The sequence below is a fragment of the Bradyrhizobium sp. IC4059 genome, from assembly GCF_020193615.1.
Classification (GTDB): Bacteria; Pseudomonadota; Alphaproteobacteria; order Rhizobiales; family Xanthobacteraceae; genus Bradyrhizobium; species Bradyrhizobium yuanmingense.
Map to the genome: position 1 here is coordinate 1 of NZ_JADYVH010000021.1, position 14,736 is coordinate 14,736.

The following is a 14,736-nucleotide window of genomic DNA, read 5'->3' on the forward strand; positions in this document are numbered from 1 at the left end:
GTGCGGGAGGGGCGGGCGGCGGGTTGTTGGCGACGACGGCCGGCGCAGCGGGAGGCGCGGGCGGCGGCGTTGCCGGACGCGATCCGCCGGCGCCCGGAATGAACGAGAAATCTTCGGCCAATGACGAGGAAATCCACGGCACCTGCTCGCCGCGCGAGGCGCGGGTGACGCCCATCTTGGTGCGGTTCAGCGTCTCCTCGGCCATCAGGTCGGGAACGCGGATTTCCTTCAGCAGCTCCTGGACGAACAGGCTGCGGTCGCCGCCGGCGTCCGAGACCACCGAGGCCAGCGCCGCCGAGTACATCACCAGCGTGCCGTTCGGGGCGATCACCGGGGTCAGGCCCGCTGAGAAGCTGCGGAACCGGCGCTCGAACGGGTTGCGCCTGGACGCATCGACCAGCGCGATCTTGACGCCGGCGCCGCGCGTGTTGAGCTCGCCGAGGACCGTCTCGAGGCTGAAACCATCGCGGCGCACGTCGGACTCGGTCCAGATCTGCGCATCCACCGGCAGCAGGTAGCTCTGGCGCGCCGACTGGATGCCGAAACCCGAGAAGAACACCAGCGCGACCGAGCCCGGCTTGATCTTGCCGTAGAGCTTGTCGAAGGCGCGGCGCATGGCGTCGCCGGTCAGATTCTCGCCGAGTTCGACCGAAAAGCCGTCGCGCTTGAGCTCGTCGGCGACGGCGCGCGCATCGTTGATCGGTTCCTTCAGCGGGGCATCCGCATCCGGATATTTGGCGTTGCCGATGACCAGCGCAAAACGGTCGCCGGCCGCAAGCGAGGGGGCCGTCGGGACGAGCGAGATCAGCAAGGGCAGAAGAAAAAAGAAGCGAATTTTCATAATCAGCGCGGTCCAGCCAAAAGGCGCCGTTCCAGCTTGCGCCGCGGCGACCTTAACTTACGCTTACCTCATTATCAAACCGGGGACGGAGGGCGTCAACCGCTTGGAGATTCGACCTTATCCCGATGATGGACCGCAGCGGATGGGCATGCCGCGAGAGGAATGGATGGGGTTATCATGACGGTCCTCGGTACCTCGATGCTGTCCGGCGGACCTTAGCGCGGCCAGGGCGGGTGAAGACGTGATCGATCTCACATTGCAGCCTCGCCTCCGGGTTTGACCTTTCCTGCCGGTGGTGGCTTGGTGTGCGCGATCGTCCAAGATCCAACTCTAAAAAAAGCGAGCCCATGGGAAACGTCTACGAGATCTACGCCCTGCGCTATGCGACGATGTCGCCGCGCACCCCCCACATGAACTTCCTCGTGCCCGACCCGCATGACAGCGCGGCGCAGGACCTCGATTATTTCGTCTGGCTGATTCGAGGGCACGGCCGCGACATTCTGGTCGATACCGGCTTCAACGCCGAGGAGGCGAGCGCGCGGGCGCGCAAGCTCACGCTCAATCCTGTCGATGCGCTGGAGCGTTTCGGCGTTTCGGCGTCAGCCATTCGTGACGTCATCGTGACGCATCTGCACTACGACCATGCCGGCAATCTCGACCGCTTTCCCAACGCGCGCTTCCATCTGCAGGAGCGCGAGATGGCCTACGCGACCGGGCGCTGCATGTGCAACGGCCTGCTGCGCCATCCGTTCTCGGTCGAGCATGTGACGCTGATGGTGCGCCACGTCTATGGCGAGCGCGTCACCTTCTATTCCGGCGATGGCGAGGTTGCTCCCGGCGTGACCGTGCACCGCGTCGGCGGCCATTCCGACGGCTTGCAGGTGGTGAAGGTCGAGACCGCGCGCGGCGCCGTGGTGCTGGCCTCCGATGCCGCGCATTATTACGCCAATCTGCAGCGCAAGAGCCCGTTCCCGATCGTTTATAATGTCGGCGACATGGCGCAAGGCTGGGACACGATCGAGCGCCTCGCCGGCCATCCCGACAGGTTCATCCCCGGCCACGATCCGATCGTGACCGAGATCTATCCGCGCGCCAGCGATGAGGTCGATGCCTGGGCGCTGCATCTGCCGCCGACGCGGTCGTTTGCGGAATGACGATATCGTCACTTTGGAGACAAATGTGGTCACCCGCCCTTCCCGGCCTCACGCCGACCCCGCGCCGTCGCGGCCGTGCCTGACCCGGTCCGTCCCTCGTGGTGACGGCGGCGAAGTCGGTTTCGGCAAGTGAGGGTAGCGACTTTCGTCGCTCGGGACGATGTAAAGCATCGACCCGGGATGCGCGATCGTGCACGCCGATTGACGTATTCATCCGTCATTTCTAGGTTGTGCCTGACATTCACAACGGTGTTCGGCGTGCTTTCAAAACTCAAAAACCTTGCTGCCAACGCCATGAAAGGCGCCAGCGGGCATTTCTCGAAAGCTTCCAGGGCAATTGCCGACCTGGCCGCCAGTCTCGCCGGCCGCGCCGCGGCCGCCGCTGATCTAGGCCGCATTCTCGATATCATCGAAATGGTCCCTGGCGTCAGTTTCGAGAAGCCACAGCCTAATGCCGATTATCTCGGTACGCTGCTGGTCGCGGTGCAGATGGGCGAGCTTACGCTGGCCGTGCACTACCGCCAGCAAACCGAAGCTGGCGTCGTGCGCCTGCATCCCGTCACAACGGCTGAGGCCAATGCACTGACCGGTTCGGACGACAAATTTTCCTCGATGATCCTGGTCGACGGTGAGAACGACAAGCCTGCCATCCAGATGCTGATGAACAGCGAGCATCTGGCAGAAAATTATCGGTACGTCACCGCCGACACTCTGGTCAACGCATTGGCTTTCCCGATCGAGAATGTCAAAGGCGGTTTCATCATTGCCAGGCCGTTTCGTGCAATCGCGCGACCGATCGCAGGTTGGCTGCTCAACATCATTTTCGACCAGGGTGAGAAACTACATCGCCGTTTCCGCGGCAACCGCGCCGAACATCGACCCCCATCACCGTCGCTATCAGCGAAGGAGGAAGCCGGCGCGGCGAGTGTCTCGATCACGCCGGAAGACTGTGACGTCCAGGCTCGGGTCTCCGATCGAGCCATCGACGAAGAGCCGCGGAATGATGGCGTGAAGTGATTGAACAGCGTTGAGGGCCGCGCGCTCTGTGGTCTCGTTTAGACGCCACACGCTTCAGCCCTTGAGCGCAGCCCGTTTGCCAGCCAGCACCCTAATACGCCTGCTTCGCATCCGCCTCTTCGCTGGTCTGGATCAGATCGAGGCTCTGCTCGATCTTGCCGAGCAGGGCCGAGAGCTGCTTGCGCTCCTGCGCCGACAGGCAGGCGAGGATCTCGTCCTCTCGCCGCAGCAATTGCGGGAACAGCTCCTCGTAGAGTTCGTCGGATGGGTTGAGACGGGAGGCGGGCGCGATGTCAACGAGCACCGGCAGGATCCCCGCAAGCAACGATATCGTGGGGAGATTTTCGAGCCGCTAGCTCCGGAGGAGAGAATACCGCCAGGTATCCTCCGCCCCCTGCGAGCTTATATGTGGCGATCTCGCGATAGTCGACGGCGGTCAACTCGCACCGCAAGAGCTCAATTGGCGTGCCATGCTTCGACGTCGGAAGCTCAAGATCGACAATTCCGACCCGCGCACCTTGCTTCAAGGCGGACGCAAGATTGTAGAGAAAGGCATAGGGTTGGGCTATCTCGTGATACATATGCACAAGGATTGCGGCGTCCAGCGAGGAAGCGGGCAGACGCGGGTCGTGTGGTTCGCCGAGCGCGAATTGCACGTTTGTCAACTTCAGAAGTTTTGTTCGCCTGGCGAGTTCGACGAGATAGTCCCGCGTGACGTCCTGGGCAACGACAGAGCCGGCGGATCCGACGACGTGCGAGAGCCTGACCGTGTGATAGCCACTGCCTGCTCCAATGTCGCCGACAGTCATCCCTGGTTTCAGTTCAAGAGCGCGTGCGATTTGACCGGCCTCATTCAGGGCGTCGCGGCGCTCTTCGGCGGAGCGGCGCGGGCTGACGATCCGTGCGACAGGACGCTGCGGTGAGGGAAACTCGTTTGCCGCGACTCCAGGGGGAGCCAGATAACCTATGTCAGCGGCGTATGCGCGAGTTGCGGCAAACGCCACAAGGAGCATCGCTATATACCTCGCTGCCGTCACGGTCCTACCAAGCTTTCTCAACCGGGCTCCCAAAAGCTGACGTCTGCGCCTTATGGGGGGCGCCCTAATACGCCTGCTTCGCATCCGCCTCTTCGCTGGTCTGGATCAGATCGAGGCTCTGCTCGATCTTGCCGAGCAGGGCCGAGAGCTGCTTGCGCTCCTGCGCCGAGAGGCAGGCGAGGATCTCGTCCTCTCGCCGCAGCAATTGCGGGAACAGCTCCTCGTAGAGCGCGCGGCCCTTCCTGGTCAGTTGCAGGCGGAATTCGCGGCGGTCGGCTTCGTTCTCGACCCGCTCGATCAGGCCGTCGCTGAGCAGCGCCGTCACTGCGCGGCTGATGGTGGATTTGTGCGTGCGGGTGCATTGCGAAATGTATTGCGCGCTGCAGGCATCATTGCGGAAGCCGAGCGTGGCGATGACGCGCCAGGCCGGAATGTCGAGGCCGTGGCGTTCCTGATACTCGACCGACAGCGCGGAACTGACCTCCGCGGCGAGCCGATTGAGGCGGAACGGCACGAACTTGAACAAATCGAGCCGCGGCTTTGGCCGCGCCGAAGCCTCGTCGGCCGCGCGCGCTTTGAGCGCGATGTCGCTGGATGTCCTCGCCAAGGAGAGCGCTCCGAATTCTAGTTGACGGCCGGCCGGCTCCGGTCCAAAATAGTTGCACGTGAGACTATCTAGCAGATCGATCCTGTCCTGACCAGAGCCGAGGTTCGTGTATGGCGCCGGCCAATACCCCTCAAGCCAAGACCGCTCAAGCCAAGACCCAGTTCGGCTACCGCCGTCATCCCGATCAGGACCGCCTCGCCTCGAGCCCTGCGGAGCATCCGGTCGTGATCGTCGGTGCGGGCCCGGTCGGCTTGTCGCTGGCGATCGATCTTGCCCAGCGCGGCCAGCGCGTCGTGCTGCTCGATGATGCCGACCGCATCGGCGAGGGTTCGCGCGCGATCTGCTTCTCGAAACGCTCGCTGGAATATTGGGACCGGCTCGGCGTCGGCGACCGCATGGTCGAGAAGGGCGTGGTGTGGAGCGTCGGGCGGATTTTCCACGGCGAGTCGCAGCTCTACCAGTTCAATCTCCTGCCCGAAGACGGTCACAAGCGGCCGGCCTTCATCAATCTCCAGCAATATTACGCCGAGGCCTATCTGGTCGATCGCATCAACGAGCTGCCGGAGATCGACCTGCGCTGGCGCAACAAGGTGACGGCGCTCGAGCAGCGCAACGATTCCGCGCTGCTGACGATCGAGACGCCCGAGGGCGCCTACCGCCTGAATGCGCGCTATGTCGTCGCCTGCGACGGCGCGCGCTCCTCGCTGCGGCAGATGGTCGGGGCGGAATTCGCCGGCCAGGTGTTCGAGGATCAGTTCCTGATCGCCGACGTCAAGATGACCGCGGAATTTCCGACCGAGCGCTGGTTCTGGTTCGATCCCCCGTTTCATGCCGGACGTTCGGCGCTGCTGCACCGGCAGCCCGACGACGTCTGGCGCATCGATCTCCAGCTCAACCGCTATGCCGATCCGGTTCTCGAGAAGAAGCCGGAAAACGTGCGGCCGCGGATCGCGCGCATGCTCGGCCACGACAAGTTCGAATTCGAGTGGATTTCGCTCTACAAATTCCAATGCCGGCGGATGGACCGCTTCATCCATGGCCGCGTCATCTTCGCCGGCGATTCCGCGCATCAGGTCTCGCCCTTCGGCGCGCGTGGCGCGAACTCGGGACTCGAAGACGCAGAGAATCTGTCCTGGAAGCTCGACCGCGTGCTGCGCGGCAAATCGCCTGCGAGCCTGCTCGAGAGCTACCATGTCGAGCGCAGCATGGCGGCCGACGAGAACATCCGCGAATCCACCCGCTCGACCGACTTCATGGCGCCGAACTCGCATCAGGAGGCACGGCTGCGCAAGGCGGTGCTGTCGCTCGCCAAGGAGACCGAATTCGGCAAGCGCATGGTCAATGGCGGTCGGCTGTCGGTGCCGTGCAGCTACGATACGCCGCTGTCCTCGCTTGATGCGGATGCGTGGCGCGGTGGACCCCCGCCCGGCGGTTCGATGCTCGACGCGCCCGCCGCAACGTCCGCCGGCGAGCCGATCTATCTGACGGATGCCTTCCGCAAAGGTGGAACGGATTTCACTCTGCTGTCGTTCAGCAATGGCGCGCCGATCGATGCGCCTGATGGTATCAAGGGCATCCGCATTGGCGCCGACGGTGAATTTGCCGATCCCTCGGGCCTAATCGCAAAGCGCTACGGCGCCGTGCCGGGTGCCGCCTACCTGCTGAGGCCCGACGGTTATGTCGCGGCGCGCTTCCGTCATCCGACGCGTTCGGCGATCGCGGCGGCGCTGGCGCGAGCCGAAGGTTTGTATTGAGGTCTGGCATGCCGCTCTCCACCAGTTCGAACTTCGCGCGCCCTGACGATGCCTTCCGCGCCATCGTCGAGGCGCATCGCGGCCTGACCGAGGAGCAGAGCGCCGATTTCGACGCGGCTCTGGTGCTCATCCTCGCCAACCATATCGGCGACATCGACGTGCTGCGCGAGGCGATCGGACTCGCCAAGCGCCGCATGATCGACGGCCAGCAGCAGCAACAGCAACAACAATAACCCTGACCTGAAGGACGAATTGATGGCGAAGAACTTCGCATCCACCGGCGATCTCTCCGAGAAGAAGATCACCTTCTCCGAGATCGGCACCGATCTCTATGCCTTCACCGCCGAGGGCGATCCCAACACCGGCGTGATCGTCGGCGACGATGGCTGCCTCGTGTTCGACGCGCAGGCGACGCCGGCCATGGCGAACAAGGTGATCGAGCGGGTCCGCACGGTGACCGACAAGCCGATCAAATATGTCGTGCTGTCGCATTATCACGCCGTGCGCGTGCTGGGCGCCTCCGCCTATCACGCCCAAAGTATCGTCGCCTCGCAGGAGACTCATCGGCTGATTGCGGAGCGCGGCCAGCAGGATTGGGATTCCGAGTACGGCCGCTTTCCGCGCCTGTTCCAGGATGCGGAGAGCATTCCCGGCCTGACCTGGCCGACGCTGACCTTCGAAGGCGAGATGACGATCTATCTCGGCAAGCGCGAGGTGCGCCTGATGCAGCTCGGCGCCGGCCACACCTCGGGCGACATCGTCGGCTGGGTGCCGGATGCAGAGGTGATGTTCTCGGGCGACCTCATCGAGTATCACTCGGCCTGCTATTGCGGCGATGCGCATCTGCGAGAATGGCCGATGACGCTGAACGAGATCCGCAACTTCAATCCGAAGGCGATCGCGCCGGGCCGCGGCGATGCGCTGAAGGGCACCGCCACGGTGCGCGAGGCGATCGCGATGACGCGCGACTTCGTCACCTCGCTCTATGGCGCGGCCGAAATCTCGGTCGCCAAGGGCCGCAGCTTAAAGGAATCGATGGCGGCGACGCGCGAGGTGATGGATCCGAAATTCTCGAGCTTTGCCATTTACGAGCACTGTCTGCCGTTCAACGTGTCGCGCGCTTACGACGAAGCGTCCGGTATCGACGACCCCGTGATCTGGACCGACAAGCGCGATCAGGAAATGTGGGCCGCCTTGCAAGGAGGAGGATAGTCATGAACATCAATACCTCGCCTGATCAGATCATCCGCAGCTCGGCCCAGGTGACGCCAGGCTACATGTCCGGCTTCGGCAACTCTTTCGAGACCGAGGCGCTGCCGGGCGCGTTGCCGATCGGGCGCAACTCGCCGCAGCGCTGCGCCTACGGGCTCTATGCCGAGCAGCTCTCGGGCTCGCCCTTCACCGCGCCGCGCGGCAGCAATGAGCGCTCCTGGCTCTACCGCATCCGGCCTTCAGTGAAGCATTCCGGCCGCTTCGAGAAGGTCGATGCCGGCTTGTGGCGTTCGGCGCCGTGCCATGAGTACGACCTGCCGATCGCGCAGCTGCGCTGGGATCCGACACCGCTGCCGAAGGAGGATGTCACCTTCATTCAGGGCGTGCAGACCATGACGACGGCGGGGGATGTGAATACGCAGGCCGGCATGGCCGCGCATGTCTATCTCATCACCAAGTCGATGGTGGATCAGCATTTCTATGATGCCGATGGCGAGCTGATGTTCGTGCTCCAGCAGGGCAATCTGCGCCTCGTCACCGAGTTCGGCCGCATCGATGCCGAGCCCGGCGAGATCGTGGTGATCCCGCGCGGCGTCAAGTTCCGCGTCGAGATTCCGAACGGGCCGGCGCGCGGCTATCTCTGCGAAAATTACGGCGGCGCCTTCACGCTGCCGGAGCGCGGGCCGATCGGCGCCAATTGCCTCGCCAATGCGCGCGACTTCCTGACGCCGGTGGCAAACTACGAGGACAAGGACACGCCGACCGAGCTCTACGTGAAATGGGGCGGCTCGCTGTTTAAGACGGCCTTGCCGCATTCGCCGATCGATGTCGTCGCCTGGCACGGCAATTACGCGCCGTACAAGTATGATCTGCGCACCTTTTCGCCGGTCGGCGCGATCGGCTTCGACCATCCCGATCCCTCGATCTTCACGGTGCTGACCTCACCCTCGGAGACCGCGGGCACCGCGAACATCGACTTCGTCATCTTCCCCGAGCGCTGGATGGTCGCCGAAAACACCTTCCGTCCGCCCTGGTATCACATGAACATCATGAGCGAGTTCATGGGCCTGATCTACGGCGTCTACGACGCCAAGCCGCAGGGCTTCGTCCCCGGCGGCATCTCCTTGCACAATTGCATGCTGCCGCACGGCCCCGACCGCGACGCATTCGAGCACGCCAGCAACGGCGAATTGAAGCCGGTGAAGCTGACCGGCACCATGGCCTTCATGTTCGAGACCCGCTACCCGCAGCGCGTCACCGCGCATGCGGCGAACGCCGCCACGCTCCAGGCCGATTACGCGGATTGTTGGAAGGGGTTGGAGAAGCGGTTCGATCCGGGCAAGCCGTAGTTACTTGGTCATTCCGGGATGCGCCGAAGGCGCAGGCCCGGAATCCATAACCACGATTGTGAATATGGATTCCGGGCTCGCGCTCCGCGCGCCCCGGAATGACGGCGGAGAAACTGTGAATAAACATTCGGCAGGAACCAATGCCCCACCCCAACGACCCCAGCCTCCGCTCCTTCATCGCCGTCGATCCGGCCTCGGACTTCCCGATCCAAAATCTGCCCTATGGCGTGTTCTCGACCAAGGATGGCCGTGCCCCGCGCCTCGGCGTAGCGATCGGCGACTACGTGCTCGATCTCTGGGAGCTCGAGCAAGATGGCCTGATCAGTGCGGGCGATCCGGGCACATTTGCAGGAGGACTGAACGCCCTGATGCATCTGGGTCCAAAGGTTTGGTCGAAAACCCGCGCGCGCATCAGCGAGCTCTTGCGGCACGACAATCCGGAGCTTCGCGATAACGAGCAGTTGCGCTCGCGCGCTTTCGTTCTCATGCGCGACGCGAAGCTCCACCTGCCCTTCGCCGTCTCCGGCTACACCGATTTCTATTCGTCGAAGGAGCACGCCACCAATGTCGGCGTGATGTTCCGCGGCAAGGACAATGCGCTGCAGCCGAACTGGCTGCATATGCCGATCGCGTATAACGGCCGCGCCTCCACCGTCGTGGTCTCCGGCACCAGGGTGAAGCGGCCGCGCGGGCAGCTGAAGCCGCCGAACGTGGAGCTGCCGAGCTTTGCGCCGTGCAAGCGGCTCGATTTCGAGCTGGAGATGGGCGTCGTGATCGGCCAGCCGTCGCCCATGGGCGGCATGCTCACCGAGAGCCAGGCCGAGGAGATGATCTTCGGCTTCGTGCTGCTCAACGACTGGAGCGCGCGCGACATCCAGCAATGGGAATATGTGCCGCTCGGCCCGTTCCTGGCCAAGGCGTTCGCGACCTCGATCAGCCCCTGGGTGGTGACGCGCGAGGCGCTGGAGCCGTTCCGCCTGAACGGGCCGGAGCAGCAGCCGGTGCCGCTCGATTATCTCAAGCAGACCAGGCCGCAAAACTACGATGTCGAGCTCGACGTCTCCTTGCGCGGCGCCGGCGCCAATGCGCCCGCCAGCATCAGCCGCACCAATTTCAAGTACATGTACTGGTCCTCGGTGCAGCAATTGATGCACCACGCCTCCTCGGGCTGCGCCATGAATGTCGGCGATCTCTTAGGGAGCGGCACCATCTCCGGCCCGGAGAAGAACCAGCGCGGCAGCCTGCTCGAGATCAGCTGGAACGGCACCGAGCCCGTCGAGCTGCCCGGCGGCGCCAGGCGCTCGTTCCTGGAGGACGGCGACAGCCTCGTGATGCGCGGCTGGTGTCAGGGCAACGGCTACCGCGTCGGGTTCGGCGAGGTCGAGGGATCGATCGTGGCGGAGTAGCGGGCCAAATCACCGTTTCTCCGGCGGCACGTCGCGCACCCGCGCGCAATGCGCCGCGACATCCTCCAGGCTGTACTTCAGATGCACCCGCTTGTCGGACGGCGCCTGCTTGGCGGTGCACACGCCCGGCCGCCATTCCTGCGCCGGCCTGATCGGCCGCGGAGCGAAGCCGCCGCCGCAATTCGGGCAGACATTGAACAGCTTGGTCTCGACGCAGTCCGCGCAGAACGTGCATTCATAGGAGCAGATCCGCGCATTGGTCGCGTCGGGCGGCAGGTCGCAATCGCAATATTCGCAATTCGGTCGCAGCTGGAGCGCCATGTTGAATCTCCGCAACTGGAGCTGCGATCATCGCAGATCGCGTTGCCAGCGCGAATGCCATAGTTCCCTCGATTTCAGCCGGGCTTGATCTCCTTCAGCGGCAGCTTCGAGCTCTCCTTCAGCCTATCAAGCACGATCGAGGAGCGCACATGCGCCACGCTCTGGTGCGGCATCAGCACGTCATTGACGAGGTTCGACAGCCCCTTGAGATCGCGCAGCACGGCCTTGAGGACATAATCGGCATCGCCCGTCAGCGAATACGCCTCCTGGATCTCGTCGATCCGGTTGACCAGCGCGCGAAAACGCTTGGAATTGTCGGGCGAATGTGTCGCCAGTCCCACCTGGATGAAGGCGATCACGCCGAAGCCGAGCGCCTCGCTGGAGAGGTCGGCGTGGTAGCCCGCGATCACCTTCTCCTCCTCCAGCCGCATCCGCCGCCGCGAGCATTGCGAAGCCGACAGGCCCGCGAGCTCGGCGAGCTCCTGGTTGGTGAGGCGACCGTCGTCCTGGAGCGCGCCGAGAATCCTGAGGTCGAAGGCGTCAACGGAAATCATGCGTCTTTCATCCATTTCGTGCACGGATCGTGCATAGAATAGCCAAAGCCCGCCTCGTTTGCACGCTCATTGCATGGCCCATGAAGGATAGTTCCGTCAGCAGCCATTCGGGAGAACACCATGGGACCATTTCCGCACGATGCACCGCCGGCCACGATCACTGCCGACAATCCGATGGGCACCGACGGGTTCGAGTTCGTCGAATACGCGCATCCCAATCCGCAAGAGCTGCACGCATTGTTCAAGCTGATGGGCTATGCGCCCGTTGCGCGCCACAGAACCAAGAAGATCACGGTCTATCGCCAGGGCGACATCAACTATCTCGTCAACGAGGAGCCCGGCACGCACGGTTATGAGTTCGTCGCCGCCCACGGCCCCTGTGCGCCATCGATGGCGTTCCGCGTCGTCGATGCCAAGGCGGCCTATGACCGCGCGATTGCGCTCGGCGCCGAGCCGGCCGATGTGTCGTCGGCGCAGAAGACGCTCGATGTGCCCGCGATCAAGGGCATCGGCGGCAGCCTGCTTTATCTGGTCGATCGTTACGGTGCCAAGGGCTCGGCCTATGACGCCGAGTTCGAATGGCTGGGCGCGCGCGATCCCAAGCCGCATGGCGCCGGCCTGTTCTATCTCGACCATCTCACCCACAACGTCCATCGCGGCCGCATGAATGTCTGGGCCGGGTTCTACGAGAAGCTGTTCAACTTCCGCCAGATCCGCTTCTTCGACATCGAGGGCCGCGCCTCCGGCCTGTTCTCGCGCGCGCTGACCAGCCCCGACGGCAAGATCCGCATTCCGATCAACGAGGACGCCGGCGAGTCCGGCCAGATCGAGGAATATCTGCAGACCTATCGCGGCGAGGGCATCCAGCACATCGCCTGCGGCTGCCGCGATATCTATCGCACCATCGAAGGTTTGCGCGAGGCCGGCCTGCCGTTCATGCCGTCGCCGCCCGACACTTATTTCGAGAAGATCGATACGCGCCTGCCCAAGCACGGAGAGGATGTCGCCCGGCTCAAGAAGAACGGCATCCTGATCGACGGCGAGGGCGTGGTCGATGGCGGCCAGACCAAGGTGCTGCTGCAGATCTTCTCGGCCAACGCAATCGGCCCGATCTTCTTCGAGTTCATTCAGCGCAAGGGCGACGACGGTTTTGGCGAGGGCAATTTCAAGGCCCTGTTCGAATCGATCGAGGAGGACCAGATCCGGCGCGGCGTGTTGAAGGTGGGGGACGCGGCGTAGGACGTCAGCCGCGCTGCCGTAGGGCGGGCAAAGGCGCGTAGCGCCGTGCTCACCATCTCTCTGTGATCTCGCCCAAAGTGGTGGGCACGCTTCGCTTTGCCCACCTACGAGAGCGTGCCCGCTGGCTCTACCGCTGCCAGGCCTTCATCACCGCGCCGATCCCCGCCGCCTCCGGCTCGCGTGCCGCTGACGGCGTGCGCGAGAACCGTGGCGCGGGCGCCGGCTGCTTCACGCCGTGCCGCTCGATGAAGACGTTGCGGGCGACCATGTGCGGATGCTGTGTCGCCTCAGACATGGTCAGCACCGGCGCGAAGCAAATGTCAGTGCCTTCCATGATCTTGCACCAGTCCTCGCGCGTCTTGCTCTTGAACACGGCCTTCAGCTTCTCCTTCAGCGCTGGCCAGGCCTTGCGGTCCATCTGCGCGTCGAAATCGGCGTCGGTGAGGCCGGCGTGCTCGCGCAGCAGCGCGTAGAATTGCGGCTCGATCGAGCCGATCGAGACGAAGTGCCCGCAGGCGCATTCGTAGACGCCGTAGAAATGCGCGCCGCCGTCGAGGAAGTTCTGGTTGCGCTCCTCGGTCCAGCGTCCCATCGTGGTCATGTCGAAGAAGAACGACATCAGCGAGGCCGCGCCGTCGCACATCGCCGCGTCCACCACTTGGCCTTTGCCCGACTTCTGTGCTTCCAGCAGTGCGGCGAGCACGCCGACGACGAGATAGAGCGCACCGCCGCCGAAATCGCCGACCAAATTGAGCGGCGGCACCGGCGCTTCCTTCGTACCGATCGCGGCGAGCGCGCCGGTGATGGAGATGTAATTGATGTCGTGGCCGGCGGCGTTGGCGAGCGGGCCTTCCTGGCCCCAGCCGGTCATGCGGCCATAGACCAGCTTCGGGTTGCGTGCGAGCACGACGTCCGGCCCGAGGCCGAGCCGCTCCATCACACCGGGGCGAAAACCCTCGACCAGCGCGTCCGCGCTCGCGAGCAGATCCAATACTTGCGCGATCGCCGCCTTGTCCTTGAGGTCGAGCTCGATCACCTTGCGGCCGCGCCCGGCCACCGACTTCATGCTCTTCTTCGCGCCGACGCGGTCGAGCGTGACGACGTCGGCGCCCATGTCGGCCAGCATCATGCAGGCGAACGGACCGGGCCCGATGCCGGCGAATTCGACGATGCGGAAGCCCGAGAGCGGGCCGGAAGCGCGGACGGAGGAGGTGGGGGCGGGTTTGTCGAGCACGTTGTTGTTTCCTCGGGTCGCGGACGGATGCCGGCGATCGGCAATCGCCTCTGACGTTTCTTCTGTTGAGCGAGTTAATCGGCCGATTAACTTTTCTCGCCTTCACGCCAGCGAGGCAAGCGGTTTTCATGCCGCACGGCCAAAATAAAACGGCGCGCACCGAAGTGCGCGCCGCGGAAAATTTGCGTGGAGACGCTAAGTCGAACTGTCAGCGCGCAGCAGCGACCGCGCGTTGTGCCATCACCTTGATCAGATTGGCGCGATATTCCGCCGTGCCGTGGATGTCGGCCAGCAATCCGTTCGCCGAGATGCTGACGCTGTCGATCGCCGATGGCGACCAGTTCGCCTTCAGCGCCGCCTCGATCGCGCCCACCCGCATCACGCCGGTTTGCGAGGCGCCGGTGGCGGCGACCCGAACCTCGCCCGACTTGGCCTGCGCCACGAACACGCCGGTCAGCGCGAAGCGCGAGGCCGGATGCCGCATCTTCTCGTAGCCCGCCTTTGCCGGCACCGGGAATGACACGGCGGTGATGATCTCGCCGTCTTCGAGCGCCGTCGTGAACAGGCCCTGGAAGAAATCATCCGCCGCAATCGATCGCTTGTTGGTCTTCACGGTGGCGCCGAGCGCGAGCAGCGCCGCCGGGAAATCCGCGGCCGGATCGTTGTTGGCGATCGAGCCGCCGATCGTGCCGCGGTAGCGCACGGCGGGGTCGCCGAGCACGGAGGTGAGGTAGGCGATTGCAGGAATCGCCTGCTTCACGTCGGCATTCGTCATGATGTCGTAATAGGTCGTCGCAGCCTTGATGGTCAGCGTGTCGCCTGACAGCTCGACGCCCTGCAGCTCCTTGATCCTGCCGAGGTCGATGACGTCGGAGGGACCTGCGAGGCGCTGCTTCATGACCGGCAGCAGCGTCTGACCGCCGGCGAGGAACTTCGACTCGCTACCCTTGGCGAACAGGCTGGCGGCCTCGTCGACCGAGGAGGCGCGATGATAGGTGGTCTGGTACATCT

At 64.0% G+C, this 14,736-nt stretch carries 15 protein-coding genes and 1 pseudogene; 8 read left to right on the forward strand and 8 right to left on the reverse strand.

The genetic code is table 11. From position 1 onward, the window contains the following. On the reverse strand, positions 1–841 hold an 841-nt coding region (locus tag I6F12_RS35705; protein ID WP_225158423.1), incomplete at its 3' end, for a caspase family protein. A gap of 347 nt (positions 842–1,188) precedes the next feature. Here I6F12_RS35705 and I6F12_RS35710 point away from each other — a divergent pair. Next, positions 1,189–1,995 carry an N-acyl homoserine lactonase family protein gene (locus I6F12_RS35710; RefSeq protein ID WP_225137240.1) on the forward strand — a complete coding sequence of 269 codons (807 nt, stop codon included), beginning with the start codon at positions 1,189–1,191 and terminating at the stop codon, positions 1,993–1,995. Between the two features lie 249 nt (positions 1,996–2,244). Then, entirely contained in the window at positions 2,245–3,012 is a 768-nt protein-coding gene (locus I6F12_RS35715) for a hypothetical protein (protein WP_225158424.1), read from the forward strand. Positions 3,013–3,103: 91 nt separating this feature from the next. Here I6F12_RS35715 and I6F12_RS35720 read toward each other — a convergent pair. The 3 genes and pseudogenes from I6F12_RS35720 to I6F12_RS35730 all read right to left on the reverse strand — a co-directional run. Continuing rightward, a pseudogene (locus I6F12_RS35720) lies at positions 3,104–3,268 on the reverse strand (MarR family transcriptional regulator); the annotation flags it as partial. A gap of 37 nt (positions 3,269–3,305) precedes the next feature. Then, a complete protein-coding gene (locus tag I6F12_RS35725; RefSeq protein WP_225158425.1) occupies positions 3,306–4,025 on the reverse strand; it encodes a methyltransferase domain-containing protein in 720 nt (239 codons plus the stop codon). 88 nt (positions 4,026–4,113) lie between these two features. Further along, positions 4,114–4,656 (reverse strand): MarR family transcriptional regulator, encoded by a 543-nt coding sequence (locus I6F12_RS35730; RefSeq protein ID WP_225143618.1) that lies wholly within the window; start codon positions 4,654–4,656, stop codon positions 4,114–4,116. Between the two features lie 110 nt (positions 4,657–4,766). Here I6F12_RS35730 and I6F12_RS35735 point away from each other — a divergent pair, with 110 nt between their 5' ends. From I6F12_RS35735 to fahA, 5 genes are all read left to right on the forward strand, one after another. Beyond that, a complete protein-coding gene (locus I6F12_RS35735) occupies positions 4,767–6,410 on the forward strand; it encodes an FAD-dependent oxidoreductase (RefSeq protein WP_225158426.1) in 1,644 nt (547 codons plus the stop codon). An 8-nt stretch (positions 6,411–6,418) separates the two neighbouring features. Then, entirely contained in the window at positions 6,419–6,643 is a 225-nt protein-coding gene (locus tag I6F12_RS35740; protein WP_025032749.1) for a DUF2783 domain-containing protein, read from the forward strand. A 22-nt stretch (positions 6,644–6,665) separates the two neighbouring features. Further along, on the forward strand, positions 6,666–7,622 hold the full coding sequence (locus I6F12_RS35745; RefSeq protein ID WP_225158427.1) for an MBL fold metallo-hydrolase: 957 nt from the start codon (positions 6,666–6,668) through the stop codon (positions 7,620–7,622). Positions 7,623–7,624: 2 nt separating this feature from the next. Next, the gene (gene hmgA, locus I6F12_RS35750; RefSeq protein WP_225158428.1) at positions 7,625–8,971 is read left to right on the forward strand and encodes a homogentisate 1,2-dioxygenase; all 1,347 of its coding nucleotides are present in this window, start codon (positions 7,625–7,627) and stop codon (positions 8,969–8,971) included. A 140-nt stretch (positions 8,972–9,111) separates the two neighbouring features. Then, positions 9,112–10,377 carry a fumarylacetoacetase gene (gene fahA, locus I6F12_RS35755; RefSeq protein ID WP_225158429.1) on the forward strand — a complete coding sequence of 422 codons (1,266 nt, stop codon included), beginning with the start codon at positions 9,112–9,114 and terminating at the stop codon, positions 10,375–10,377. Positions 10,378–10,386: 9 nt separating this feature from the next. Here the strand turns inward: fahA and I6F12_RS35760 are convergent, their stop codons facing one another. After that, entirely contained in the window at positions 10,387–10,698 is a 312-nt protein-coding gene (locus I6F12_RS35760; protein WP_225137233.1) for a DUF1272 domain-containing protein, read from the reverse strand. A 74-nt stretch (positions 10,699–10,772) separates the two neighbouring features. Continuing rightward, positions 10,773–11,252, reverse strand: a complete 480-nt coding sequence (locus I6F12_RS35765) for an Lrp/AsnC family transcriptional regulator (protein WP_036016121.1) — start codon at positions 11,250–11,252, stop codon at positions 10,773–10,775. 120 nt (positions 11,253–11,372) lie between these two features. Between I6F12_RS35765 and hppD the strand changes: the two genes are divergently transcribed. Continuing rightward, entirely contained in the window at positions 11,373–12,491 is a 1,119-nt protein-coding gene (gene hppD / locus I6F12_RS35770) for a 4-hydroxyphenylpyruvate dioxygenase (protein WP_225158430.1), read from the forward strand. A 127-nt stretch (positions 12,492–12,618) separates the two neighbouring features. Here the strand turns inward: hppD and I6F12_RS35775 are convergent, their stop codons facing one another. Together I6F12_RS35775 and I6F12_RS35780 are read right to left on the reverse strand one after the other, a co-directional pair. Next, positions 12,619–13,725: a CaiB/BaiF CoA-transferase family protein gene (locus tag I6F12_RS35775; protein WP_225145448.1), complete on the reverse strand. Its 1,107-nt coding sequence runs from the start codon at positions 13,723–13,725 to the stop codon at positions 12,619–12,621. Positions 13,726–13,933: 208 nt separating this feature from the next. Further along, positions 13,934–14,734 (reverse strand): xanthine dehydrogenase family protein subunit M, encoded by an 801-nt coding sequence (locus tag I6F12_RS35780; protein WP_036031377.1) that lies wholly within the window; start codon positions 14,732–14,734, stop codon positions 13,934–13,936. Positions 14,735–14,736 lie beyond the last annotated feature (2 nt).

Coding starts and splice junctions, on each gene's coding strand:
- I6F12_RS35710 (WP_225137240.1), top strand. CDS start 1,189: ATGGGAAACGTCTACGAGATCTACGCCCTGCGCTATGCGACGATGTCG.
- I6F12_RS35725 (WP_225158425.1), bottom strand. CDS start 4,025: ATGCTCCTTGTGGCGTTTGCCGCAACTCGCGCATACGCCGCTGACATA.
- I6F12_RS35735 (WP_225158426.1), top strand. CDS start 4,767: ATGGCGCCGGCCAATACCCCTCAAGCCAAGACCGCTCAAGCCAAGACC.
- I6F12_RS35740 (WP_025032749.1), top strand. CDS start 6,419: ATGCCGCTCTCCACCAGTTCGAACTTCGCGCGCCCTGACGATGCCTTC.
- I6F12_RS35745 (WP_225158427.1), top strand. CDS start 6,666: ATGGCGAAGAACTTCGCATCCACCGGCGATCTCTCCGAGAAGAAGATC.
- hmgA (WP_225158428.1), top strand. CDS start 7,625: ATGAACATCAATACCTCGCCTGATCAGATCATCCGCAGCTCGGCCCAG.
- fahA (WP_225158429.1), top strand. CDS start 9,112: ATGCCCCACCCCAACGACCCCAGCCTCCGCTCCTTCATCGCCGTCGAT.
- I6F12_RS35760 (WP_225137233.1), bottom strand. CDS start 10,698: ATGGCGCTCCAGCTGCGACCGAATTGCGAATATTGCGATTGCGACCTG.
- I6F12_RS35765 (WP_036016121.1), bottom strand. CDS start 11,252: ATGATTTCCGTTGACGCCTTCGACCTCAGGATTCTCGGCGCGCTCCAG.
- hppD (WP_225158430.1), top strand. CDS start 11,373: ATGGGACCATTTCCGCACGATGCACCGCCGGCCACGATCACTGCCGAC.
- I6F12_RS35780 (WP_036031377.1), bottom strand. CDS start 14,734: ATGTACCAGACCACCTATCATCGCGCCTCCTCGGTCGACGAGGCCGCC.